Here is a 26100-nt window from a genome sequence, read left to right as displayed (position 1 = left end):
CATATCCATAGCTATATAATTATTATATTATTAATAAAAGTTTAAACTATAATTCTGGAAATTATATAAATTTTAGGGATTTTTTTAAACTGTAATTTTTAAAAAACAATATATCTAATATTTTAATAGCTAAAATAATTTAATTAATTACAAATAGTTTAAATTTTTTAGTAATTAATTAGATGGTGGTTTAAATGTTAACACCCGTTCAAAAAGAAATATTACAAGCTTTGATTAACCTGTATCAAACATCTAATGGAAACTCTATTAAAGGCGAGGACATAGCTAATATTGTACGTCGAAATCCTGGTACAATAAGAAATCAAATGCAATCTTTAAGAAATTTAAATCTTGTAAAAGGAGTTCCTGGACCTCGTGGAGGATATAAACCAACAATTGAAGCATATCATACATTGAATATTTCTGTGGCAGATAATGAATCAAAAGTACCTATTTCTATAAAAGGAAATGAATTAAAAGATATCTCAGTAGCAAGAATAGAGTTCGCAAGTATACCTCATCCTGGAGAATGTGAAGCGGTTGTTAAAGTCTTAGGAAACATTAAAGGTTTAAATATAGGAGATAATATTGTTATTGGTCCAACACCAGTTAATAAACTTGGAATATCTGGAGTTATTGTAGGTAGGGATGATATGGACAATATTGTTTTATTGGATACTAAAACAATAAGGAGCATTCCTAAAAAAACTGTTATAGAAGTAGCTTCATTAAATATAATTTCAATTAATCACGACCAATCAACAAGAGATGTTGCTAAAGTATTTTCAGATGAATCAATTGAAGGTGCACCAGTTTTTGAAAATGACAACATAATTGGTATTATAACTGTAAATGATGTTGTTAAAGCCATAGCTAACTCAAAAGAAGATTTATCTGCAAAAGATATAATGTCTGGACCAGTAATTAAAGTAAAAAGTGAGGTCATGATATCTGAAGCTATTGATATTATGCACAGCAATAATTTTGGAAGACTTGTTGTCATGGATGATAATAAATTAAAAGGAATTATCACAAGAACAGATATAATTGATACTATAACTACTTTAGATTAGCATTTAATCACTGATTTCGCAAAATAGAAAATTTTGCAAAATCTCATTACACTCACTAAACTTAGCATCATGTTTTATAGTGGAACTTCCATCAACCTTAAATTTAAGAAAATTCGATGAATGGAATTTAGTTTAAATCTATTAAACTCTTTATTTTCTTGACTTAAATAATTGTTATATATACTTATAATATTTTGAATAAGACAGTTTTTTAAGTTTTTTATTTATATTTAATATATTTTTTTCATGATTTTTATTATTGCAATATTTTTATTGCAATAAATATTTTTATTGTAATATATTTATAGCTCATGTACTTTTTACTATTTTGTGATGTCTATGAAAGTTAATCAAATGAAAGTTAAAGAAAAAATGACTGTTCAACAATTAATCGATGAATTTTCATTATCTGGAGTTTTAGGAGCTGGAAAACTTGCTAAAGCTTCTAATTTACTTGCAGAAATGATAAAAGATGAGGAAACTGCTGTTTTTTTAAGCCTCGCTGGACCACTTGTTCCTGGAGGAATGAGAAATATAATAGCTGACTTAATTAAAAATAAACAAATAGATCTTTTAATTACAAGTGGGGCAAATATAACTCATGATCTTTTAGAATCTTTTGGTGGAAATCATTATAGTGGTTTGGGCTTTGATGATGAAAAGTTAAACCATGGAGGGATTGGCAGAATTGGGGATGTTTACACAAAATCCACTGATTTTGAAGTTTTTGAGAAGAAAATAGCTATTATATTTAATAAAATATATGAAAAAGTTGGAAGTAATCCTATTTCAATTAAAGATTTTTTACATAATATTGGATCTTTTATTGAAGATAAAAACTCTATTTTAAAATTAGCAAATCAAAATAATATTCCTATTTTCGCTCCAGGTCTTATTGATAGTATGTTAGGATTACAATTATGGATGTTTAATCAAGAAAACAATCTAATTTTAGACGCTACTGGAGATATGGATGATTTATCTAATATTGTATTTGAAAATGAAAAAGTAGGTGCTGTACTTTTAGGTGGAGGTCTTCCAAAACATTATACATTGGCTTCTAATTTGTTAAAAGGAGGAGTAGATTCAGCTATTCAAATAACGATGGATAGGGCTGAAACAGGCAGCTTAAGTGGAGCACCATTAGAAGAAGCTAAATCATGGTCTAAAGCTAAATGTGGGTCTAATTTAGTTTCAGTAGTAGGGGATGTCACAATATTATTCCCTCTAATTCTCGCAGGAGCTTTAGATAAAATAAGTTAATTAAATTAAAAGGAATAAAATAAATATATTTGTATATTGTCATCAATGATAAATGACAAAATATTTGTAAAATATTTATCGATAATTTAAATTAATGTTGTCATCAATGATAAATGACAAAATATTTGTAAAATAAAGAAAAAGATGAAAAGAAAAAACCAATCCAAACCTTAAATTATGGAAAGAACTTGACAAAAAATGTTCACATGTATTTTAATTGGATTTTGTAAAATGAAAAAATTTATTTATATTATTTTTTAATCGTCTAAATCAATACCTAATTTTCCTAAGGCTCTTCCAAAGAATACAGTTATAATAACAGCTATTATAGTTACTACAATTGCATAAACCACCATACTGAGAACAGCAGAGCCTTGCTCTAGGAACTGTTTAATTATTGCTTGAATAGCAGAATTCCAAGCTAAACCTGCAACTAATGCAAATGCGGTGGTGATTAGTTTTCCTAATGTTTTTAAAGTTTCAACTTTTACAGTATTTACCATTTTTTCACTCTATTTTATTTTTTTATTATTTTTATCTACTAATTTTATTTTTAAATATTTATTAGATAATTTATATTTATAATATTTTTGTTTTATAATTTAATATTTAACTATTAATATGTTCATTATTATATATATTTCCTGTTATTTATCATATATTCATAATCATTTTATATTTTTAGTTGAATATTATTTTGAGTTATCCTCATTCTTAGCTAAAAAATGAAGTTTTTAATGGCTGTTTCTGGATCTTCTGATTCATAAATAGATCTTCCAACTATAAGTGCATCTGCATAATTTAAAGTCTTTTTTGGGTCTCCTCCTTGTGTTCCAACTCCTGGAGATATTATAAATGAATCTTTTCCAACAATATCTCTTATTTGAGATAATCTTTCTAATCTTGTTGAAGGTGCAACATAGTTTTTAATGTTCATTTCAACTCCCATTTTTGCAATATCATCGGCAACAGGTTGTAGGAACTTTTTTGCTCCAGGATGGGACATTTCAGTTAGTAAAAATATGTCTTTTTCATATTCCTCTGCTTTTTCTTTTGTTGCTATTATGCTGTCACTTCCTACAAATCCATGAACAATAAGATAATCTGCTCCAGCTTTAAATGTTAAATCAGCTATTTTTTCATTGGTTTCAGGTATATCTGCCACTTTATAATCACATATTACATTAAAGTCGAAATTTTCTTTGAATATATTTATTGTTGATAATCCTTCAGATAATGTTAAGGGATATCCTATTTTAATAGTATTTATATAATTTGATATCTCTTCAGATAGATCATATGCATCAAGTATGTTCATTAAATCCATAGCCAGTATTATATTATTTTTAACTCTCATCATTGTCCTCTTGTTAATTAATTGTTACTTATTAATTAATAGTTATTTCAATTATATGTTATTGAAATTTCCATGATTTTATTATTTTGTTGAATATTATTTTGGTATTATTAATTATATAATATTCTTTAACTAATATTTTACTATTTTACTATTTTATTGAATATGTGTAATAAGTTAGTGTTAAGTACTTAGAAAACTTTTCAAATTAATTCAAATAAACTTTATATTTTATCCTTCTTATTTTATAAAAATAGAAATACTTAAATATCATGTTTCACTATTTTATTTTATCAAGTTAATTTTACTTGATTTAAATTTAATTTTAATAGTTTTATTGAATTAATATAATTAATGGAATGATGTAAATGCATATTATTGAAGGATTTTTACCATGGTATTGGTGCGTATTTTGGTTTGTATTATCAATACCAGTTGTCGTTTATGGAATAATTAAAATTAAAAAAGTTACAGATGAGATACCTGAATCTAAATCTTTATTGGCTGTTAGTGGAGCATTTATGTTTATTTTATCTTCACTTAAAATTCCATCAGTAACAGGAAGTTGTTCACATCCAACTGGAAATGGATTAGGGGCAGCAATATTTGGACCAGCAGTGACTGCAGTTTTAGGAACTATTGTTCTTATTTTCCAAGCATTATTACTTGCTCATGGAGGAATAACAACATTGGGGGCAAATGTGTTCTCAATGGGTATTGTTGGACCATTAGTAGCATGGTTAGTTTATACTGGGCTAGTTAAAGCTAAAATATCCAGTAGGATAGCTATTTTCTTTGCAGCATTTTTAGGTGATTTGTTAACTTATGTCACAACTTCAATCCAGCTTGCTTTAGCATTTCCACAACCAAGTTTTGGAGCAGCTCTTGGAATGTTTTTAGGAATCTTTGCTGTAACACAAATACCATTAGCTATTACAGAAGGTTTAATTACAGTTGTTATTTGGAATGCAATTTTATCTTCAAAATCAACTCTTCTTAAAAAATTAAAAATTTTAAATCCAAATCATAATGAATCAGGTGATTTGTAATGAAAACTAGAAATATGAACATTATATTACTTGCTTTAGTGGTAATTTTGTCTATTATTCCTTTAGCAATGTACTCTGGTTTAGGTGAAGATGAAGGATACTTTGGTGGTGCAGATGGTGCTGCAAGTGATGTTATTGAAGCAAGTGGATATGAACCATGGTTTCAATCGTTATGGGAGCCTCCAAGTGGAGAGATTGAAAGCTTGTTATTTGCACTTCAAGCAGCAATAGGAGCAATAATAATAGGATATTTCTTAGGCTATTGGAGAGCCGAAGCTAAACACCAAAAGGATGATTAAATAATTATTTAAACATTATAAAAACAAATAATTAATAATATTAATTAAATTAGGTTAATAACTTAGATTAGTAAATTTAATTAGATTATTATATAATTATATTAATAAAATAATTATATTGATAAAAGATGATAAAATGGCTTTAGATATTGATTTCATTGCACATAATAGTAATTTAAAGAATTTTAATCCTAATTTTAAGGTATTAATTTCATTTATTTTCATACTTGTGACTTTAATAGCTAATTCGCCTATTGTATCACTTATAATCTTTGCTGCAACAGCTATTTTAATAATTTTAATAGCTAAAACTCCAATTAAAGATTATCTACAATTTATTTCAATTCCTCTTTTATTTTCAATTATAACTTGTACTTTCATGTTATTCTTTTTGGGAAGTGGAGAAATTATTTACAATACTGGAATATTTAATATAACTATTCGGGAAGACTCATTAAACTTAGCATACTCAACTTTTTTAAGAATAGTAGCTTGTTTTCAGGCCTTAGGATTTTTAACTTTGACAACACCAATAATGGAGACTTTCAATGTTTTATCTAAATTGAAAATACCTAAAATATTTCTTGAAATATCTATGTTAATGTATAATTCCATTTTTATATTTTTAAAACAGTTTGAATTAATGACAAACTCTCAAAAAACAAGACTAGGTTATAATGGAGTAAAAAATAGCTATAGGTCTCTAGGATTATTAGTATCTAATCTTTTTATAAAATCATTAAATAGAAGTGAAGCACTTCAAAATTCTCTAGATTCACGATGTTATGGTGGAGAATTTCCAGTTTATGAAAAGTAGTCATTATATCCTGTATTTTACTTTTATCTATTAATTTTATTTATTAATTATATATTACTTTATTTATCTTTATTTATTATTTTTATGAATTTATATTCAAATAAAACTAGAGTAATACTAAGTATATAAACAAATTAAAATTATGTAATACTTTAAAAAATTAGATATTATTTATTTAAACTCAATTAAAATAAGTTGAGGATATTTATGGAAAACAAGTCATTTGTAATGATTATTGGAATTTTATCAGGATTATTATTTGGTATTGCAACACCATTTAGTAAAATCCTTTTATATGATGTGAATCAATTTCAGTTAGCAGGATTACTTTATTTGGGTTCAGGGTTATTTACAATTCCATTACTAATTAAAAATTATTCAAAAAATAGCTATAAAAGAGAAAACAAACATAAAGTTTCTTTAAATAATCTTAATGTGCATCATATAGTTAATCATAATAATATTAACATTCTATGTATTTTAATCTTTGGGGGAATATTAGGTCCTTTATTTTTAATGTTAGGATTATTTGCAGGAAGTGCAACATCCACTTCAATATGGTTAAATATGGAACTTGTAATTACAGCTATTTTAGGATTTTTAATATTTAATGACAATTTAGATAGGTATACTAATTTAGGATTAATATTTACTTTTATATCTGGATTAATAATATCTTATGATGGAGGAACAGCTAATATTGTCTCAGTTATTTGCATAATAATAGCCTGTTTCTGCTGGGGAATTGATAATCAACTAACTTCTATTGTAGATAATTATTCAATTGAGTTTATAACCTTTTTAAAGGGAATAGTTGGTGGAGGAATAAATTTAACAATAGGGTTAATAATAGCTAATTCTTTAATAGCTATTGATCTTGTGATTTATGGGTTACTTCTTGGAATTGTTTCTTATGGAGTAAGTATTCTTCTTTTTGTTAGATCTGCTCAGAATTTAGGAGCTACAAGAAGTCAAATACTATTTTCAACAGCCCCATTTTGGGGAATATTGTTCTCAATAGCTATTTTACATGAACCATTTAGCATTAAAACTCTATTTGCCATGGCTTTTTTAGTGGCTGGTTTAATAGCTATTAATATATTAGTTCATGAGCATGACCATAAACATGAAGAGATTGAACATATTCATTCACATTCTCATGATGATGACCATCATGAGCATAAACATGAATCAGATAATGAATTAAAAGATAAAAATCATATCCATCATCATACTCATAACCCCATTACTCATAGACATAGACATTTTCCAGATTTACATCATAGACATAAGCATGATAATTGATATTTTATAAATCAGGTCATTATAACAAATAAAAATATTATAATATCTTAGAATATTATAACAAATGAAAATATTATGATATCTTAGAATATTATAACAAATAAAAATATTATTATAAATTTAAGTTCCTTAATTTTTTTAAAATTAGATATAGTATCTTTAAAATCACTATTAGCTAAGATAATGTCTTTAATTTATAGTTTTTATTAATATTTTTTAGTTAATAAAAATCTGCTTATTGAGTAATAATCAATGACAAAACTTATTTATAACTTAATTAAAACATTATATTAATAAAAAATCAATTAATATTATTAATAAAAACATTTTGAGATAATTTAAGATAAATATTTAATATTAATAAAAGTATTTCTTATGCTTAAAATGCTTATTTCTTTGAATAACTTTTAATCAAACTTTTTTAAAAGTTTGTTTCAAATAATAAAATCATTTAATACTAAAAATATTACTGGCGAGAATATAATGAAAATTATTGAAGCAAAGGATATAGTTTATAAATATCCTGATGGTACAAAAGCATTGGATAATATTAATTTTGCTGTGGAAAAAGGAGATATGGTAGCTTTACTTGGACCTAATGGCGCTGGAAAATCCACTTTATTCTTACATTTTAATGGGATTTTAGAACCTTCTAGTGGTGAAATAGATGTGGATGGTGAAAAACTTAATTATAAAAAAAAATCACTCCTAAGAGTTCGACAGTTCGTAGGGATTGTTTTTCAGAATCCTGATGATCAGTTATTTGCCCCTACTGTTGAAGAAGATGTTGCTTTTGGTCCATTGAACATAGGATTAACTCAAGAAGAAACAAAAAAAAGAGTTAAAGATTCTTTAAGAAAAGTAGGCATGGAAGGTTTTGAAAAAAAACCACCTCATCACTTAAGCGGAGGTCAGAAAAAAAGGATAGCTATTGCGGGAATATTAGCAATGGATCCTAAAGTAATGATACTTGATGAACCAACATCAGGACTTGATCCTAAAGGTGCATCTAAAATTTTAAAGTTACTTTATGAGTTAAATGCAGAGGGGATGACCATAATCATATCTACTCATGATGTAGATCTTGTTCCAATTTATGCAAAGAATATTCATGTTATTAAAGATGGAAAAATCATTAAAAAAGGATCACCTCATGAAGTTTTTGATGATGTTTCAGTAATTAGAAAGGCAGACTTAAGACTCCCAAGAATAGCTCACTTAAGTGAAATATTAGATAAACAAGATCATTTTAAAATGTCTGATTCATATCCATTAACAATTGGAGAAGCCCGAAAGTCATTTATGGAGTTTATTGATAAATAATAATCAATATATATTAAATATAAATATAATATTTTAATAATCTTATTTCATTCTATTTTTTAATTAATATGTTCTGTTTATTTATTTTGATTATATACTTAGGATTTATTTTCATTTTGTTCATTTTGATAAAAATTTAAATAAGTTAATGTGATATATATAATTAGAATAAATTAAGTAATCAGAATAAGCTATTTAAATATTGTTTATTTTTTTGACTTATACTTAATTTAGTGTCATTTGTTATAATAGTACATTTAATTTATATATTGAGGGATGGATTAATGAAAAAAATAGGGATTTGTGATACAACATTTGCTCGCTTTGACATGGCAAGTGCAGCCATTGAAGAATTACAAAATAATGCAACGGATTTGAAGATTATTCGCTCTACTGTTCCAGGAGTTAAGGATTTGCCTGTTGCTTCTAAAAAATTAATTGAAGAAGAAGGTTGTGAGATTGTCATGGCTCTTGGAATGCCTGGACCCATGAGTAAAGATAAAACATGTGCTCACGAAGCATCAACTGGTCTTATTAATGCTCAACTAATGACTAATACCCATATTCTTGAAGTTTTTGTCCATGAGGATGAGGAAATAAAACCTAAAGAATTAAAGATATTAGCTGAAAACAGAGCAAGAGACCATGCTCAAAATCTCATTAAAATGGTTTTTAAAAGTAAATTAATGAGGAAAGAAGCTGGAACTGGTGTAAGAGAAGGTAAAGAAGACGTGGGCTCATTATAATATTTATATTTTAATAGCTATTCAATTAGATTATGATTAATAGCTATTTAACTTAAACTACTATAATTTAGTGATTATTATCTTTATTATTGAAAATGTAATTATATGCATCGTATATTTAAAAATAATATCATATTATAATAAATATAAATTAGTTTTATTTACTATTTATATAAAAAATTTTATATTTCAATAAAGTTTATTTAATATAAAATATAAATAATAATATGTCAATAGAATCTATTTATAGTATTTTATTTATAGTATCTTCTTTGTAATATCTGTCTATTTTAAATTAAATGCTATAAATTAGCCTTAATTACGAGCAATTATGGATTACGAGTTTTAGTTTGTTTAATTGATATCATGTCATCCTCAAAAAATAATATAGAAATAGCTAATAATTCAAAAAATAATAATCTTTTAAGTACTGGAGATAAATCTGTATTTCTTGTTATTCCAGCTTATAATGAAGAGAACGCACTTGGAAATCTTCTTGAAAATTTAGTTAGATTTGATTATAAAATAGTTGTAGTTGATGATGGATCTAAGGACGAAACTTATTTAATAGCTAAATCTATCAAAGAAAAATTCCAAAATAATATATTTTTATGTAAACACTTAATTAATCGAGGAGTTGGAGCAGCAACAAAAACAGGAATGGAAGACGCACTAATTCATGGTGCCAAATACATAATAACCTTTGATGCTGATGGTCAGCATGCTATTGAAGATATAGAAAAAGTTACTAAGGCTTTAATTGAAAACAGAGCAGATGTAGTTATTGGATCAAGACCTTTTAAAGATATGCCCTTTTCAAAAAGAGTTGCAAACATGATAATGAATTTTATAACTCTATTATTCTACAAAGTAGCTGTTAAAGATTCCCAGTCTGGTCTCAGAGGTTATGATGCTCTTGTTATTCCAAAATTAAATATTCACTCAGATGGTTATGGTGCACTTTCTGAATTCACAAGAGAAATTAAAAAGAATAATTTGAAACTTGAAGAAGTTGAAATAACAACTATTTATACTCCTGAAACACAAGCAAAAGGAACTAATGCAATTGTAGGATTTAAAATATTTGTTAAAATGGTTAGAGATATTTTTAGATAAATCATATTATCTAAATTATGAAATAAATTAATTCTAAAAGGAGGTATATAATATTTTAGAAAATATAATGTTATATCAGATTTTAGTCATAATTGTAGCTATAATAGCAATAGCAATAGCTTTTAGAAGTTTTAAAAACACCCGAGTTTCACTAACAACTTTTATTTTATGGGTTATTTTATGGTTGGTTTTAATTGTATTTACAGTTTTACCAGAATCAAGTGCAATTCTTGCAAATATCTTCGGGATTCAACGTGGACTCGATGTACTGATTATTTTTGCATTAATTGGAGCATATTATTTAATATTTAGACTTTTCATTAAACTAGAAAAAATTCAACAAAATTTAACAGAACTAGTTCGATTCATAGCTATTGAAAATGAAAAAGAAGATAGTTTAAATGATGATGATTAATAAAATATATAATTTATAACTATTATTATATCATCTAATAAACCATATTATCCATTTCTTGTATATATTCTATTATTTACTTTTCTGCTACTTTTTTATAGAGTTCTATAAGTTGCTTTGATATTTTTTCTTGTGAGTGTTCATTTACAAACTTAAGATTAGAATCAATATCTATATTGAATGTTCTTTTTTTCAAATCTTCAGCTAAATTATTTTTACTACTAAGAAATGTTCTTTTTTTCAAATCATTAGGAATAAATGCATCTTCAAGAGTTATAACAGGTAAAGAACATGCCATTGCTTCAACAATTGGTAATCCGTAACCTTCCATGATGGAAGGGTAGACAAAAAGGTCTAGTGAATTATAAAAATCATTTAAATCCTCATCTGGAACAAATCCTAAAAATTTAACCCGCTTGTCACCTTTAGCTATTTCTTTTAAATATTGGTCCTGATTTCCAGTTCCTGCAATTAATAGTTGTGAATTTTTCATATCTGCTTTTAAAAAATTTTTAATTAAAATATCTACTCTTTTTCTTTTATTTAAAAGTGAAACTGTTCCAATTGTATAAATATCATTTTTCAAGCTAGTTTTTGTGTATAAATCATCACGTATTGGGTCTCTTACAATGTTAATATTGCTGTAATCAATGCCACAATAATCATTTAGTTCATTAGCAGTTTCTTGAGAAATAGCTATTATTTCTTTAGATTTAATAGCTTTTTTCATAGTAATTGTGTAATAAATTCCAAAAGGTTTAGATAAAATCCCACTATGTATCATTTCAGGCATTTTTGTAAGTAATAAATCATGGATTGTAACAACTGTTTTATCTTTATTTAACCATAATGCTTCAATTGGTGAAATTGCATGGTAAACATCAGCTTCTTTTATTTTAAATGGGATTTCAATTAATGAGTAAAATAAGTAATCTAAATGTCCTAATTTTCCAATAGGTCCATTTTTATAAAGTATACTGTCTGCTTGAGATAGAGTGTTTATATTAATTTCTTTATTGTTTTTAAGGCTTTTCAAAACCATTGCAGAAACAGCTCCAACTCCTCCATTCCGTGCATCAAAAAAACGTGAAACTAAATTAACATTAATCATATTACCATTTTACCTTTTGTTAATTTTCATGAAAATATTTATAGTATTGATTGTGAACATGTAATGTATTTAAAAATTATTTTAATATTAATTGTATATTATTTTAATATTTTATATGATCCATATTTTATTTTATATAGTCCATATTTTATTTTATACTTTTAATTTATGTATATTTTAGTTAAAATATTTTTCTATTTATGAACAAAATAAACTCATGCAAAAATTTAATTATGTAGCTGATTATTTTATCGATATATTTTTATATGAATGATGTATTAAAGTTAAATATATGGGTAAACAAGTAAAAATTGTTTCATACTTATACTGAGGTGTGAAAATAAATAAATTGAACAGATATTCATTCTTTAAGATTATTTGCATGTTATTAACCATATTTATGATCTCAACAATTGTAGGATCAGTTTATGGAGAAACAACAGATAATAGGTCTTCTCAAATTCATGATATAAAAGTTAATTACAAAATTTCTTACTTTGATAATAAAATTGGAGGTGATGTAGTAAAAAATTCTAAAATAAACAAATACATGCCTAAAAAAGATCTTTCTAAAAAAATTGTGAAATTATCAAAGAAAGGCTCTGTGATTTTGAAATTTGGAGATGGTGAGGGTCCTAAGGTTCTTTTATGTGCAGGTATTCATGGTAATAAACCTGCAGCTAATATAGCAACACTTAGATTAATAGAAAATATAAAAAATAAGAAGATTAAAGGTACTCTTTACATAATTCCTTTTATTATTCCGAAAGATACTGCAAAAAACACTAGATATTGGTATTACTCTAAAAAAAGAACTGCTGTTGATCCAAACAGAGTGGTTTATATTAATGGAACACCTGGAAATAAGATAGTTAAATTTGCTGAAAAAAATAAAGTAAATTATATTGTTGATATTCATACAGGTGGAGGATTATATTCCTATAAACGAGGATTTATATTTGTAAATCAAAAACTTTCAAAAAAAGAATCTAAATGGATTAAATATATAAAAAAAAGTAGAAATCCATACATCTCCTACACACCTCGAGGAGGATCAATAAGATCTTATAGTAAAAGTAAAAATATAACTACAATTACTCTTGAGGTTGAAAGAGACAGAGGGTCTACTTCATATTGGTCAAATGTAGAATTAAAATTATTAACGGTTGCATGTAAATATTTTAAATTCTTTTGAGGATTAATCATGGTTATGAAAAATTGAGTTGATAATAGTTGATAATTTTTTTTCCAAATTTATAAAATCTATAGTTCCAATTTTAGTATTATATTTAGTTCCAATTTTAGTATTATATTTAGTTCCAATTTTAGTATTATATTAATATATGATTTTTTAGATTTTTGATATTATATATGGGTAATAGGAGAAGATACTTATGAAAAGTTGGTTTACTTCAATTATTTTAATATTTTTAATAATATTTTCCTTTATTGTTTTAATTGATTCAGTTAATGCTGTTAGTACTATTAATGGCAACTTTGAGGAGGGTAAGAATATAGTTTCTCAAAAAGATGTTCTAAGAACATCTAAAATAGTTTATAAACATATAATCAATAAAGAAAAATTGCCTAATAATGTTATAGTTTCTGGGGAGAAATATTCTACTACTGAATTTATGTATATGATGTCTAAAACCATTAAAAACAAATATAATGGATTTAAAAATGATATTGTTATTAAAAAAAATATTAGAAATCCGAGTAAACCTTCAGGTTCTAAAATTGATGGAAAAATAACTTCTAAATCTATGTATAATTATTCAAAAGCTATTATTGCATATATTGATAAAAATAACCGAGCTCCTAATTATGTTAAAACTACACTGGGAAAGATGAGTTATCAAACTACAGTATTAGGACTTTCTAAAATTTTAAGTAAAACTACAACTAATAGAAAGTTACCTTCAAAAATTACTGTAGATGTTCCAAAGAATTGTCCTGTTAATAACAATGGTCATTCTATTAACTTATTTAGTAAATATAAAGGAGATTCCAAAAGAAAATATCTTGCTTCCACTAAAAATGCACCTGCAAAAAATAAATATATAAAGAATTTAGCTAAAAAAATCACTAAAAAATCTAAAACAAAAATAGAGAAAGCCGAAGCTATTTTTAATTGGGTTAAAACAAATATTAAATATTCAAGATATAGTAATACTAAATATGGTGGTAAAAAAACAATCAAATATCGTGAAGGAAACTGTGTTGATAATACTCATGCCATAGTATCCTTAATGAGAGCAAGTGGAATTCCTGCAAGATATGTTAATGGAAGATGTAAATTTACAAAAGGAGCATTAGCTAAAGTTACTGTATCTCATGTATGGGGACAAGTTCTTATTAACAACAAATGGTATGTAGTAGACGGAACATATAGGAGTAATAGGCTGGGCTATGTAGCTAATTGGAAAACTAATTCTTATAGTCTTTATGGAATTTATATTAATATTTAATAATATAGAATTATTACCAAATTTGTTCTTATATATTCTTATATATTCTTACATAGAAATAATTATTAAGTATAAAATAGATAATTAAAATGAAGTGATTTTATTATTTATTATAAAATTATAAAATTATTATCCTATTGGAATTTTATTTTTATTTTATTTTCAAGTATTCTTAAGATCTTGAATAAATTTTAATAAACTATGCAAATAGATGCAAATATTTATTATTTGTATTATTGTTTTTATTAGTATATTTTACATGGTGAGAATTTAATGTTATATTTTAAAGGTTGTACTGCACGAGAAAGGTTAAATAACATATCTAATTCAGTAGAAAGTATTTTAAAGCTATTTAATATTGATTATGAAACTTTGGATGATGAAGGATGTTGTGGCTCAGTTCTTCTTAGAACTGGATTTGTAGATGAAGCTAAAGAGTTAATAGAAAAAAATGCTCTTGAATTTAAAGGTAAAAAGATTTTAGTATCTTGTGCAGGTTGCTATAAAACACTAAAACAGGATTATTCAGATATTTTAGGTGAGAATTTAGAAGTAATTCATATTTCTCAATTTTTAAAAGAGTTAATTGAAAATAAGGAAATAAAAACAAAAGGTATTAATAAAAATAATTTAAAAGTAACTTATCATGATTCTTGTCATTTAGGGAGACATATGGGAGAATATGAAGCTCCACGGGAAGTAATTAATCATTTTGCTGATTTATGTGAAATGGTAAACAACAAAGAAAAGGCTAAGTGTTGCGGTTCTGGAGGAGGAGTTAAATCTGCTTATCCTGAAATAGCAAAAATAATAGCTAAGTCAAGAGTCAAAGAAGCAGAAGAAACAGATGCAGAATTATTAATTACTACTTGTCCATTTTGTAAACTGAATTTAGATGAAAATTTTAATCTAAAAGTTATTGATTTATCAGAATTCGTTTTAAATGAAATTAACAGTGAAAACAGTAAAAATAACGAGGAGAAAAATTAAATGGACCCTAAAGAATTAGAATCAATGAGGAAATCCTTTAAAACAGTGGAAAATAAACAAAATCTATTAAAAAATAATCCTCAAATCCTAAAGTTTAAAGAAGAAGTTCAAGAAATTAAAAAGAACACAATTAATCGAAATAAAGAACTTCAAGAAATAGCTATTAACTCATTTAAAAGAAATGATATTAATGTATTATTTGCAAGTGATGGTAAGCAAGCACGAGACATTATATTCGATATTATAAGTCAAGAAGATGAAACAATAATAGCTAAATCAAAGTCAAACACTTTAGGAGAAATTGGTGTAAGTAAATATCTTGGAGATTCTAGAATTGAAGTTGTTGAAACAGATCTTGGAGATCGTATACTTCAACTTAAAGAGAACAACAATAAACCTACTCATCCAACAGGACCTGCATCTCATTTAAATGTTGCTCAAATAACTGAAATAATTAATAATTCTATGAATCTGAACATTAAAGCTAATGCAAAAGATATTATGGAGGTTGTAAAGAAAGATGTTAAAGAAAAAATAGCTAAATGTAATATTGGGTTAAGTGGAGCTAATGCAATAGCTGCAGATGAAGGATCATTAGTTTTTATTCATAATGAAGGAAACATATCATTATTATCTCTTTTAAAAATTCATATTGTTGTAGTTGGGATAGATAAGATAGTGAATAATATTGAAGAAGCAATTAAAATAGCTAAACTTGAAACTGCTTATGCAACTGGTAGTTTAATAACTTCTTATATTAATATTGTTTCTGGACCTTCTAAAACAGCAGATATTGAAAAAATCCTGCTTAAAAATATGTATGGAGCAGAAAAAGTAGTTCTTATACTTTTGGATAATGGTAGAGTAGAGGCTATTGAAAATGCCAAAGAATGTATGTGGTGCATTGGATGTGGTAGCTGTATAGTCACATGCCCTGTTTATAGTGCTATAGGTAATGATTTTGGATTTAACAACTATCTTGGCGGTCGTGGAGTTGTTATGAGTAAATTTATTGAAGATAGTAAAACCAGTTTTGATTCAGGATTATATAAATGCACACTTTGTGGTTTATGCACTTTAAACTGCCCTGTGTCTATCCCAACAAGTCAAGTTATGGAAAAAATCCGTGAAATGTCTAACAATGAAGATTTATCCATAAATAATCATGAAACTATAAAAGAAAATATAAAAAATAAAGGATCTCCTTATTAATTATTTGACATATATTTATTTTATCTTGAAATTTCTTATTTTTACAATATTTATCCTATTTTTTCAACATAAACCATAAAATATATAAACATCTATTGACATAAGTTATAATTAGTTAAACAAAAAATTGTATTTAAAAAATATATAATATATGATGCCATTATGGGGGCTTTAATAATGTTAGCTTATGGAGAGGAAATTATAACAAATGAGACTCAATTTGAAAATACACATTTGATAGAGTCAATAAAGGACATTAAAAATAATATATATGATAAATTGTTTAATGAAGGGATAAAATATTATGAAACACACACAATTATTGTAAAAAATGTTCATATAATAAACACTCAAGGATTCTTCCTTAAGTTTGCACTTAGAAATTTATCTCATATTGTTGGTCGCAGTATAAAAAATGATGTTCATCAATATGAAATTGTAAATAAAGAAACAATCACAACTTTAAGAAACCTAAGATTTAGAGATAATGGAATAATCATTGAATTATTTAATAAAAATAGCTATTTTGATTTAGCAAATAGAAACACTGATGATTTTAAAAGAATATATTGGAAAGACATAATTAATTGCGAAGAAAATGATTCTTCAGTTACAGAAGTTAATTTAAATCTCAGTAATGGTTCTTCAGTCAAAATACAACCAATTCTTAACTTCATAAACACAAATTCTGAAAATTATGACTATTCAGACATACAAAGCATCTTTTGCGAAATCATTAATGAAAATAGCAAAGGAAAATTTGAGAATTAAATTTTAAGTACTCATAAACAGTTAAATATCTATTAATCTTTATTACTAACTATTTTTTCTCTTTTTATCCTTTTTATCAATAATTTATAATATTTTACAGCTAATTTTTTTTATAATAATGTGATTATGTATTTAAATAGCTATGAAATCACTTATTTGTGAATTATTTTATAATTATTCCAAATAATATTCCAATTTATATTTCGAGTAGTATTTTAAATTTTATTATATTAATATTATCTATAACTATAGTAATACTATTTAATTCTATCTGTTTTCCTATTTTTTCTATTTTTAGTAATTTATTTATACTTTGATAATAATTTTTATATAATCATAATCTTAACCGTATTTTTAATCAGGTGAAATCTTGAAAAAAGCTATTTTTCCATTTACAGCTATTGTATGTCAAGAAGATATAAAAAAAGCATTAATTTTAAATGTAATTAATCCTTCAATTGGTGGTGTATTAATACAAGGCAGTAGAGGGACTGGAAAAACAACTGCTGTTAGGTCAATAGCCAATTTACTTCCTGAAATTGAAATGGTTGAAAATTCTCCTTTTAATTGTGAATATAAAGATAATTGTACAATATGCTCATTATGCCAAAATCAAGTTAATATTATTAAAACACCAATAAAAATAGTTGAACTTCCACTTGGAGCAACTGAAGATAGGGTTGTAGGTTCTTTAAATATAGAAAATGCTTTAAATAAAGGAGTTAAATCACTAGAACCTGGGATTTTAGCATCAGCTAATAGAAATATATTATATATTGATGAAATAAATCTTCTTGATGATAATTTAGTGGATATATTACTTGATTCTGCAGCAATGGGAACAAATATTGTTGAAAGAGAAGGAATATCAGTTTCTCATCCCTCAAGATTTATACTTGTTGGAACAATGAATCCTGAAGAAGGAGAACTTAGAAAACAACTATCAGACAGAATTGGACTTAAAATATCTTCAGAAGATATTATAGATATTCATGATAGAATTTTAATTGTTAAAAGAAAAGAAGAATTTGAAAAGAATCCATCAATCTTTATAAATAAGTATAAAACTAAAGAAATAGCTATTAAAAATAAAATAGCTAATGCTAAAAACTTAATTCATGAAATTACTATTTCTGATTATCTTATTGAAATTATTGGAGGAATTTCATTGAATTTAGGTGTTGAAGGTCATAGAAGTGACATAACTATTTTAAAAACAGCAAAAACAATAGCTGCATTTAACAATCATAAAGATGTAAATGAAAATGACTTAGAAGAAGCTATAAAATTAGTATTAGGTAATGTAAATCAAAATTGTAATACTCCTGAAAACATTAAAAATCAAATAAATAAAGCAAAACAAGAATTAGGACAGGAAAATAAAGATACAGGAGAAAATAGTAATAGTAATAATATGGATATAGATAATAGTAATAATAAAGATAATAATAATGGAGATAATAGTAATAATGGTGATATTGATAATAATGAGTATACTAATAGTGGTACAGAAAATAATGAAAACTATGATGAAAATGAGTTTAATAATGAATTAAAAGATGAAAATTCAAATAATGATTCTAGTCAAGAAAATAATGATTTAAGTAATAATTTAAATCGAGAAAATAATAGTAACACTAATAATTCAAATAATTCTAACACCAATGTTGACTTTGCTGAAAATAAATATGAAAGGAAGTTAAATAGCTTTTTAAAAAGGAATGACGAAGTAGATATAAATAAATTAATGAAAATTAAAGGTAGAGAAAAGAAGAAAGCTTATGGTAACAGAGTTAATTCCATTACAGAAAAAGGAAAATATGTTAAAAGCAAAAATTCTAAAGGAAATCCTACAGATATAGCTATTGATGCAACAATTAGATCTGCAATATTGCACTCGAAAAATGGCAATATTAAAGTTAAAAAAGAAGACTTAAAGGAAAAAATTAGAAAACATAAAAGTAATGGGTTAATTGCACTAGTTATTGATTTAAGTGGGTCAATGGTATCAGAAGAGAAAGTAAATAAAATAAAATCCATAATTAACTTGATAATAAAAAATGTTAATAAACATAAAGATAAATTAGTGGTTATTGGATTTAAAGGAAAAGATTCTGAAATAATTATCCCAAATACTAAAAGACCATTATCCTTTTCACATAAATTAGACGAAATTACAGTTGGAGGAACTACACCTACAGCATCTGGATTATATAAAGGATTAGAAATACTTAAAAGAGAAATGGTTAATAAAGAATATGTTCCAATTTTAATGCTTTTATCTGATGGTATGCCTAATGTTGGACTTAAAAACCATCCTGTTCGGGATGTTTTAGATATTGGGCATGAAATTAAAAAGAATAATATTTATACCATTATCATAGATTTTGATAAAAAACATAAACATGGGCGCAATATTAATATGGAGTTAGCTATTACTACTAATGGCAGATATTACGATTTAGAAGGTATTTCAAATCAGGAAATAGCTATTAATAAAATATTAGATTATGAAAGAGAAAATATTTAGATTCTAAACAAATTAACTTCTCAACCTCATATTTTTTATAATATTCATAAATAATGCATGATTTTTGGATTTAAGGTCTCTATCTGTGTAGAAAGTGAAAACATAAGAATGATTATTGTCTTTTTTCACAATTAGTTCTAATTGGTAATAATCTCCTTTTATTTCACTTATTTGATAAGCTTCTTTTCCATCAACAAATATTTTAGTTTTATTTTTGTATATTCGTTCATCATTTCTTTCATTTAGTTCTCCATCTACTGTTTTGTCACTGATATAAAATATAACTCCATCGTCCCAACGACTCAAAAATCCTTTGGTATTTAAACTCATTATTTCTTGTATTTGGTCTTCAGACCAATATTTAGGGTAATAAAAGAATATTCCATTTTTATTCCATACTTTTAAATTGGTATTTGAAATGTTATCTGGTTTATTTTCAATAGCTATTTTCATATTCATAACAGGCTCTTTATTAGCTTCACCTTGTATAAATAGTTTTACTTGCTTAGTAGTTTCTTTAATAGGAAGGTATGGACTAAGTAAAAATAAGATAATAAGTATTATGATGAAATATTTAAATAGTGTGTTTTTGTCCATATTTATCAAATCGTATAATTTATCAATTTAGTCAAATATTAATTATTATTTAATAGTTAATAAATATATTCATACTAATAATTGTCATGCCAAGGTAGTTAAATAATAATGTTTAATAGATTAAAATAGCTATTAATTATATAGATCAATTATTATACAAACAATTAAATCTCAAGTTTCATGATTTAATTAATAAATGAATTAAAGGTGATTTTATGAAAATAACAGTTTTTCATGCAAATGAATGTGATAAAAAGAAATGTACAGCATTTAAAATGGAAAAACAGTTAAAATGCAAAATTGTTTATAAAATCGACCAAATTCCAAAGGGAGCGATTGTTTTAAATCCTTATTCTGATAAGGCGGTTTCTCCTGAAGATGAAAAAAGTGTTAGAAATCGAGGAGTTGTTGGCTTAGATTGTTCATGGAATAAAATTTCAAATTCTACAGATTTCTTAAAATTGAGTAAATACCATAGATCTTTACCTTTTTTAATAGCTGCAAGTCCTACACATTATGGGCAACCTTGTAAACTCTCAACCGCTGAAGCAATTGCTGCAACATTATATATTACTAATTTTAAAAAGGAAGCTGAAGATATACTTTCTATTTTAAAATGGGGAAATTCATTTATTAAATTAAATTATGAACTTTTAGAAGCATATAGTGATGTAAAAACCAGTATAGAAGTCGTTGAAATACAAAATGACTTTTTAAAACAATACGATGAATAATTAATTAACATATGAATTAATAGCTAAAATATAATATCCTATTTTTGAAATAGGAGGGAGAGATATTATGAATTCAAAAATAATTTATAGTATTATAACTATTGTTGTAGTAATAGCTATTGTATTACTTGCAATTAATTTCTTAAGTGGAGATGAGAATAGTTATGATTTGAAAGTAGATTATGATGGTAATTGGAGTGGAAACTATAATCTAATTTCAAATAATCTAAATGACTCTGATTTTGAAGAAGTTAATAATGTTTCTGGAAATGGTACAGCTACAATCAATATAAATAAAAATTCCAGTCAATTAATAGAAGTACATATAAATTCCAAAGATAAACTAGAAAATAACACTAAAAAAAAGTTAAAAGCTAGTTTGATAAAAAATAATGGAGTTCTTACTGAATCTTTTACATATAATTTATCAAGAGGTGTTGAATTAATAGCTTAACACTGTAAAAATACATAAGTAAGTAAAAATAGCTAAGTTTAAATACTATTATAATCATACATTTTTTAATATGGTTATTTCTAAATCCATATATTCATTTTTGTTCATGAATTAATCAAATAGCTATTTTTATTTCATGATTAGAGTTTAAAATCATACTTACTATTTTTAATTAATGTATTGGGAGGATTGGTTATGGCTAGATTTGAAGAAGCAGAAAATAGGATTTTTAAAGTAAAAATCTGTTTAAAATGTAATGCTCGTAATCCTGCAGCAGCTACAACATGTAGAAAATGTGGTTATAAAGGATTAAGATACAAAGCAAAAGAACCAAGAGGATAGACATACTATCTTCAATAGTTATTCTTATTTCTTTTTTATCTTTTCTTTTTTATCTTTTCTTTTTTATCTTTTTTATTTTATCTTTTTTTTAATCTATTCAGGATCTTTATTCTATAATAAACATTTAGACATTAATAGTCCCATGATTAAGTCTACTGCAACTTTAAATTTGGACTTAAATTTTTTACTTATTTTTAGTTTTTTGTTTTAAAAATAGTATATATTTAATATTTAATATTATCTAATTTTTAATTAATGCTAAAAAATAAATAGTAACAGTATCATATATTAATAATATGATTAAATAAATTATAATTTAATATTAACTTTAAAATAATTAGTAATATTCCTATAATTTTAATATTTAATTTTAGCTATAGTTGTATCCAATTTTTTTATAATGGTCATGTATTTTAATGAAAAATTAGCAATAATGTAGTAAAAGAAAATTGAATAATCTAATGAAGAAAATGATGAAATAATTCAGCGGATTAATTTAATAGAATACTTGTTTAAACAAAGGGTGTTATAATGAAAGCTCCAAATGCTAAGGTCAGACTCAATCTAAATAAAAAGGAAGAGCGAAAAACATTAGATGTGATGGCTCATGGGTGGGAAACTAATATAAATCTACCAGAAATCATAAATATTCAAACAAGACCTATTTTGCAAGAAGGTCTAACTATGGTTAAAGGTTCAAACGAACTATTATTCAACTTAAATAGTAAAAATAGAGAAATAACTTCATTAGTTAGAATAGCTCAAGCAGGATTGGTTGTTGAACATGGAACAGCTGATAATGGAGAGCTCAGACTACCATGGCAAGCAATGGTCAAATCTGAATATAAAGCAAACAACATAATTATTGAGTTAGATCACGGGCAAATAATGAAATTCACAAGCCTTCCGGTTCTTAGAAATGTTAAATATTCTGTAAATTATGTTTCAAATTATATTAATGATCAAATTAAAAAACACAGACTTTAACTATTATTTATTATTTTAAAATTGTAATTATTATTTTAAATTGTAGCACTTAAAATAATCAAAACTTAAATTATATATATTAAAAATAAGATAAATATGATATAATATTGATTGTAAACGTAAATTCATTTAATTATCTTCATTTTGAATATACTCTTAATAATTATAGCCATGCTGAGTATAGTTATATTATTTATTTGATTAGGGATTAAAATGATTGGAATTGTAGAAAATCAAATTAAAGATATTCTTAAAAATCGTAAAGTTCATTTAACATTAATTGATCCAGATGAACAAAGTGCAGAGGATGCTGTTAAAATAGCTAAAGAAGCTATTAAAGGTGGAACTGATGGAATAATGCTTGGTGGTTCTACAGTTGACGGAGAACAAGTTGATAAAACTGCTAAAGCATTATCTGAAAGTATTGAGCTTCCAATAATTATATTTCCAGGGAATACAAGTAATGTTAGTCATTATGCTGATGCGATATTTTTTATGAGCTTTTTAAACTCAAACAATCCTTATTGGATAATGGAAGCTCAAGCATTAGGTTCAATATCTGTTAAAAAGGCAGGTATAGAAGCTATTCCAATGGGATACATGGTTGTTGAGCCTGGTGGAACTGTAGGATGGATTGGAGATGCAAAACTTGTTCCAAGAAACAAACCAAAGATTCCTGCAGCTTATGCAATGAGTGCAGAATATTTAGGAATGCGATTTTTCTATCTTGAAGCGGGCTCTGGAGCAGATAAAAACATACCTCCTGAAATGATTGCCTATTCTAAAAAAGCCACCACAGACATGATTTTAGTTGTTGGTGGAGGAATAAGAACTGGAGAAACTGCATATGAAGTAGCTAAAGCTGGTGCAGATGTAATTGTAACTGGAACTGTTGTTGAAGAAACAGAAGATGTTGAAGCAAAAATATCTGAAATAGTAAACGCCATTAGAAAGGTTTAAGCATTATTAAGTATATTTCATCTCCTAATTAATCCATTAACCCCTTAATTAATTTCTAATTAATTATTCAATAGTATTATATTTGAATAGTATTATATTTGATTGGATAGCTATTTTCAAGTGATTGTAATGTTAAATTCATTATATCAAGAATCATTAAATAAGAAAGGAATTCTGAATGAACTCTTAGAAGAATACAGTATAAAAAACATTGATGTTTCAAAACACTGGAAAAATCAAGAATTTAAAAAGATTAATCATGATTTTGTAATTGCTGGTGGTGATGGAAGTAAACATGAAAAGAAATTTTTAAGTTTTTATTTTTATGCTGTTGCTTCTAAATCTTTAATCTATGATGGGAATTTAAAAGAAATCGAAAGTTCAACTATAAATTTAATGAATCATAGTAAATTTGCAAAAGATAGAATAAGAAATTACATGGGAATCTTTGAAGTAAAGTCCGCGCTTAAAACAATTAAAAAATATGATATTGATTATTATTTTTATGATGGTTCTATTTTAGGAGATTTAATAAGACCTTTCCCAATTGAAAAAGAAATTTCAAAGGAAAAACGAAGCAAAATTCTGAACTTATTGTATAATAAAATAAATAATGATATTGATAAAGGAGATATTTTAATTTCCACATCAAATACATCTAATATAATTAATGATAAATTAAATAAGGAATTTGAAGAAAATAAAGACAATAGTTTAGTTTTTTTAGAAAATATTGAAAAATTACTTGTTTTATCTAAATTATTAAAATATAATAAAAAAATAATAGCTATTTCTAAAACATCCACTGCTTCAGATATATTTGAAAGTAATATTCCAGACATGGCTATTTTTAATAGCTATAGTAAAAAATCAGGACATTCTAAAGAGTTTAACAAGGAATTATCTAAAGAAATTAAGCACGACTTTCCTGTTGAACATGCTTTCTTTCGTTCATTAACTTTCACAATATTTTATCTTAGAATTGAAGAAAATAAAAATATTTTAAAAGTAGAATTGCCTTATAAAGCAAATGATGAGGAGATATCTAAAATTATCAGCATAATATTTGAAAATTCAGTTGAAGGATATCCTTACATTCTTAAAAAAGCTCATCACGATGTAATAATTAAAAAAAAGGATATGGAGCAATTATCTCTTATTATTGGACTTAATGAAAAAACTGGAAGAGAAATGTTATAATGAATACTACTTCTACTGCATCTAATACTGATGATGATAGCATCAATTATAATATTAGTAGTGAATTCAATATTGATGATAACGTTGTAATTGAAAAAGCTAGTTTTGAGGATATGGAAGAAATATTAAATTTACAAAAATTAGCTTTCATTAGTGAAGCTGAAATACATGAAGATTTTTCAATTAAACCATTAAAACAAAGTTTAAAAGAAGTTCAAGACGAATATAAATCAAGATACTTTTTTAAAGCACGTTTCCTAGATTCTAATGTTATTGTTGGATCAATTAGAATTCAAATAAAAAAAGATACTACATGTATTGAAAAACTAATTGTTGATCCTAAATGGCAAGGTAGAGGAATAGCTAAAAAATTACTTGCTTTTATTGAGGATAAATATAAAAATAATAAGTTTGAACTATTTACAAGTCATAAAAGTGCAAAAAATATTCATTTATACAAATCAATAGGTTATAAAGTATTTAAAATAGAAAAAGAATCAGAAAAATTCTATTTCATATTTTTTAGGAAAACAAACAACTTTTAAGGAGATCTTCCATAATTCATTGATTAGTTAATTGATATTTATTGGTTTATATTGTGATTATGAAGTAATATTAAGTTAAAATAAGGATTATTATTTAGTTTATTGGGTTTTAAGTGGTTTATGTTTGTTGATTGTTTTTTAGTAAAGTTTATTAATCTTTGTGTTGAAATATGATTTTATGCATTAATGACTTTAATAATCTTTTTTTTATTAAGTTTTTGTGCATTTATTATGAAATTTGTATTAATAAATTAGTGCTTTTGTATGAATTATGTTTTGATAAATGGCATACTGACTAAGGGATAATTATTTAGACATGTATGGTTTTATACTATGTTTATTTATGTTTTTTCTAGTATATTGTGTCTTTTAGATTTCTTGTTCGTATTGTATTGTATATTGCATTTCTGATGTTTATTTCATTAGTTGCAGC

The 26100-nt window shown here is 25.2% G+C and carries 27 protein-coding genes; 23 read left to right on the top strand and 4 right to left on the bottom strand.

Annotation, left to right across the window (positions count from 1 at the left end; all coding sequences use genetic code 11):
- Positions 1-194 precede the first annotated feature (194 nt).
- Positions 195-1073: a CBS domain-containing protein gene (locus MBFIL_RS03130; protein ID WP_066971405.1), complete on the top strand. Its 879-nt coding sequence runs from the start codon at positions 195-197 to the stop codon at positions 1071-1073.
- Between the two features lie 339 nt (positions 1074-1412).
- Positions 1413-2336 carry a deoxyhypusine synthase gene (locus MBFIL_RS03125; protein WP_066971403.1) on the top strand — a complete coding sequence of 308 codons (924 nt, stop codon included), beginning with the start codon at positions 1413-1415 and terminating at the stop codon, positions 2334-2336.
- Between the two features lie 257 nt (positions 2337-2593).
- Here the strand turns inward: MBFIL_RS03125 and MBFIL_RS03120 are convergent, their stop codons facing one another.
- Together MBFIL_RS03120 and pyrF are read right to left on the bottom strand one after the other, a co-directional pair.
- Positions 2594-2839 carry a DUF5654 family protein gene (locus MBFIL_RS03120; protein ID WP_066971401.1) on the bottom strand — a complete coding sequence of 82 codons (246 nt, stop codon included), beginning with the start codon at positions 2837-2839 and terminating at the stop codon, positions 2594-2596.
- A gap of 215 nt (positions 2840-3054) precedes the next feature.
- Positions 3055-3693: an orotidine-5'-phosphate decarboxylase gene (pyrF, locus tag MBFIL_RS03115; RefSeq protein WP_066971398.1), complete on the bottom strand. Its 639-nt coding sequence runs from the start codon at positions 3691-3693 to the stop codon at positions 3055-3057.
- Positions 3694-4061: 368 nt separating this feature from the next.
- Here pyrF and cbiM point away from each other — a divergent pair, with 368 nt between their 5' ends.
- The 8 genes from cbiM to MBFIL_RS03075 all read left to right on the top strand — a co-directional run bounded on the left by cbiM (position 4062) and on the right by MBFIL_RS03075 (position 10763).
- Complete coding sequence (gene cbiM, locus MBFIL_RS03110) at positions 4062-4742, top strand: cobalt ECF transporter S component CbiM (RefSeq protein ID WP_066971396.1); 681 nt, start codon at positions 4062-4064, stop codon at positions 4740-4742.
- A complete protein-coding gene (locus tag MBFIL_RS03105) occupies positions 4742-5041 on the top strand; it encodes an energy-coupling factor ABC transporter substrate-binding protein (protein WP_066971394.1) in 300 nt (99 codons plus the stop codon). The genes cbiM and MBFIL_RS03105 overlap by 1 nt, the downstream gene beginning before the upstream one ends.
- A gap of 136 nt (positions 5042-5177) precedes the next feature.
- Positions 5178-5858, top strand: coding sequence for a cobalt ECF transporter T component CbiQ (gene cbiQ, locus MBFIL_RS03100; protein WP_066971392.1), 681 nt, complete (start codon positions 5178-5180; stop codon positions 5856-5858).
- A 207-nt stretch (positions 5859-6065) separates the two neighbouring features.
- Positions 6066-7163 (top strand): DMT family transporter, encoded by a 1098-nt coding sequence (locus tag MBFIL_RS03095; protein ID WP_066971390.1) that lies wholly within the window; start codon positions 6066-6068, stop codon positions 7161-7163.
- A 483-nt stretch (positions 7164-7646) separates the two neighbouring features.
- Positions 7647-8486, top strand: coding sequence for an ATP-binding cassette domain-containing protein (locus MBFIL_RS03090; protein WP_066971388.1), 840 nt, complete (start codon positions 7647-7649; stop codon positions 8484-8486).
- 284 nt (positions 8487-8770) lie between these two features.
- On the top strand, positions 8771-9232 hold the full coding sequence (gene ribC, locus MBFIL_RS03085) for a riboflavin synthase (RefSeq protein ID WP_066971386.1): 462 nt from the start codon (positions 8771-8773) through the stop codon (positions 9230-9232).
- A 366-nt stretch (positions 9233-9598) separates the two neighbouring features.
- Entirely contained in the window at positions 9599-10348 is a 750-nt protein-coding gene (locus MBFIL_RS03080) for a glycosyltransferase family 2 protein (RefSeq protein ID WP_066971383.1), read from the top strand.
- Positions 10349-10415: 67 nt separating this feature from the next.
- Positions 10416-10763: a DUF2304 domain-containing protein gene (locus tag MBFIL_RS03075; protein WP_066971381.1), complete on the top strand. Its 348-nt coding sequence runs from the start codon at positions 10416-10418 to the stop codon at positions 10761-10763.
- 76 nt (positions 10764-10839) lie between these two features.
- Here the strand turns inward: MBFIL_RS03075 and MBFIL_RS03070 are convergent, their stop codons facing one another.
- Positions 10840-11874, bottom strand: a complete 1035-nt coding sequence (locus tag MBFIL_RS03070; RefSeq protein ID WP_066971379.1) for a glycosyltransferase — start codon at positions 11872-11874, stop codon at positions 10840-10842.
- Positions 11875-12274: 400 nt separating this feature from the next.
- Here MBFIL_RS03070 and MBFIL_RS03065 point away from each other — a divergent pair, with 400 nt between their 5' ends.
- The 6 genes from MBFIL_RS03065 (at position 12275) to MBFIL_RS03040 (ending at position 19848) form a co-directional block, all read left to right on the top strand.
- The gene (locus MBFIL_RS03065; protein WP_211261696.1) at positions 12275-13069 is read left to right on the top strand and encodes a M14 family metallopeptidase; all 795 of its coding nucleotides are present in this window, start codon (positions 12275-12277) and stop codon (positions 13067-13069) included.
- A 199-nt stretch (positions 13070-13268) separates the two neighbouring features.
- A complete protein-coding gene (locus tag MBFIL_RS03060; protein ID WP_066971375.1) occupies positions 13269-14345 on the top strand; it encodes a transglutaminase-like domain-containing protein in 1077 nt (358 codons plus the stop codon).
- 273 nt (positions 14346-14618) lie between these two features.
- Positions 14619-15335 (top strand): (Fe-S)-binding protein, encoded by a 717-nt coding sequence (locus tag MBFIL_RS03055; protein ID WP_066971373.1) that lies wholly within the window; start codon positions 14619-14621, stop codon positions 15333-15335.
- Positions 15336-16547, top strand: coding sequence for an LUD domain-containing protein (locus tag MBFIL_RS03050; protein ID WP_066971370.1), 1212 nt, complete (start codon positions 15336-15338; stop codon positions 16545-16547).
- Between the two features lie 177 nt (positions 16548-16724).
- A complete protein-coding gene (locus MBFIL_RS03045; RefSeq protein WP_066971368.1) occupies positions 16725-17318 on the top strand; it encodes a hypothetical protein in 594 nt (197 codons plus the stop codon).
- A 370-nt stretch (positions 17319-17688) separates the two neighbouring features.
- Positions 17689-19848, top strand: a complete 2160-nt coding sequence (locus MBFIL_RS03040; protein ID WP_211261695.1) for an ATP-binding protein — start codon at positions 17689-17691, stop codon at positions 19846-19848.
- A gap of 12 nt (positions 19849-19860) precedes the next feature.
- On the opposite strand, the gene MBFIL_RS03035 is transcribed toward MBFIL_RS03040, so the two are convergent.
- Positions 19861-20445 carry a hypothetical protein gene (locus tag MBFIL_RS03035; RefSeq protein WP_066971364.1) on the bottom strand — a complete coding sequence of 195 codons (585 nt, stop codon included), beginning with the start codon at positions 20443-20445 and terminating at the stop codon, positions 19861-19863.
- A 215-nt stretch (positions 20446-20660) separates the two neighbouring features.
- Here MBFIL_RS03035 and MBFIL_RS03030 point away from each other — a divergent pair, with 215 nt between their 5' ends.
- From MBFIL_RS03030 to MBFIL_RS03000, 7 genes are all read left to right on the top strand, one after another.
- Complete coding sequence (locus MBFIL_RS03030) at positions 20661-21179, top strand: DUF367 family protein (protein ID WP_066971362.1); 519 nt, start codon at positions 20661-20663, stop codon at positions 21177-21179.
- A gap of 67 nt (positions 21180-21246) precedes the next feature.
- A complete protein-coding gene (locus MBFIL_RS03025) occupies positions 21247-21633 on the top strand; it encodes a hypothetical protein (RefSeq protein ID WP_066971361.1) in 387 nt (128 codons plus the stop codon).
- A 195-nt stretch (positions 21634-21828) separates the two neighbouring features.
- Positions 21829-21975 carry a 50S ribosomal protein L40e gene (locus tag MBFIL_RS03020; RefSeq protein ID WP_066971359.1) on the top strand — a complete coding sequence of 49 codons (147 nt, stop codon included), beginning with the start codon at positions 21829-21831 and terminating at the stop codon, positions 21973-21975.
- Positions 21976-22506: 531 nt separating this feature from the next.
- Entirely contained in the window at positions 22507-22962 is a 456-nt protein-coding gene (locus MBFIL_RS03015) for a hypothetical protein (protein WP_066971357.1), read from the top strand.
- A 213-nt stretch (positions 22963-23175) separates the two neighbouring features.
- Complete coding sequence (locus MBFIL_RS03010) at positions 23176-23922, top strand: geranylgeranylglyceryl/heptaprenylglyceryl phosphate synthase (RefSeq protein ID WP_394328409.1); 747 nt, start codon at positions 23176-23178, stop codon at positions 23920-23922.
- Positions 23923-24051: 129 nt separating this feature from the next.
- A complete protein-coding gene (locus tag MBFIL_RS03005; RefSeq protein WP_066971354.1) occupies positions 24052-25122 on the top strand; it encodes a DNA double-strand break repair nuclease NurA in 1071 nt (356 codons plus the stop codon).
- Entirely contained in the window at positions 25122-25667 is a 546-nt protein-coding gene (locus MBFIL_RS03000; protein ID WP_084266279.1) for a GNAT family N-acetyltransferase, read from the top strand. Before MBFIL_RS03005 ends, MBFIL_RS03000 begins: the two co-directional genes overlap by 1 nt.
- Positions 25668-26100 lie beyond the last annotated feature (433 nt).

The organism is Methanobrevibacter filiformis (assembly GCF_001639265.1).
GTDB lineage: Archaea > Methanobacteriota > Methanobacteria > Methanobacteriales > Methanobacteriaceae > Methanacia > Methanacia filiformis.
The sequence above is the reverse complement of the archived record's forward strand: the minus strand, read 5'-3'. Positions and strand labels throughout refer to the sequence as shown.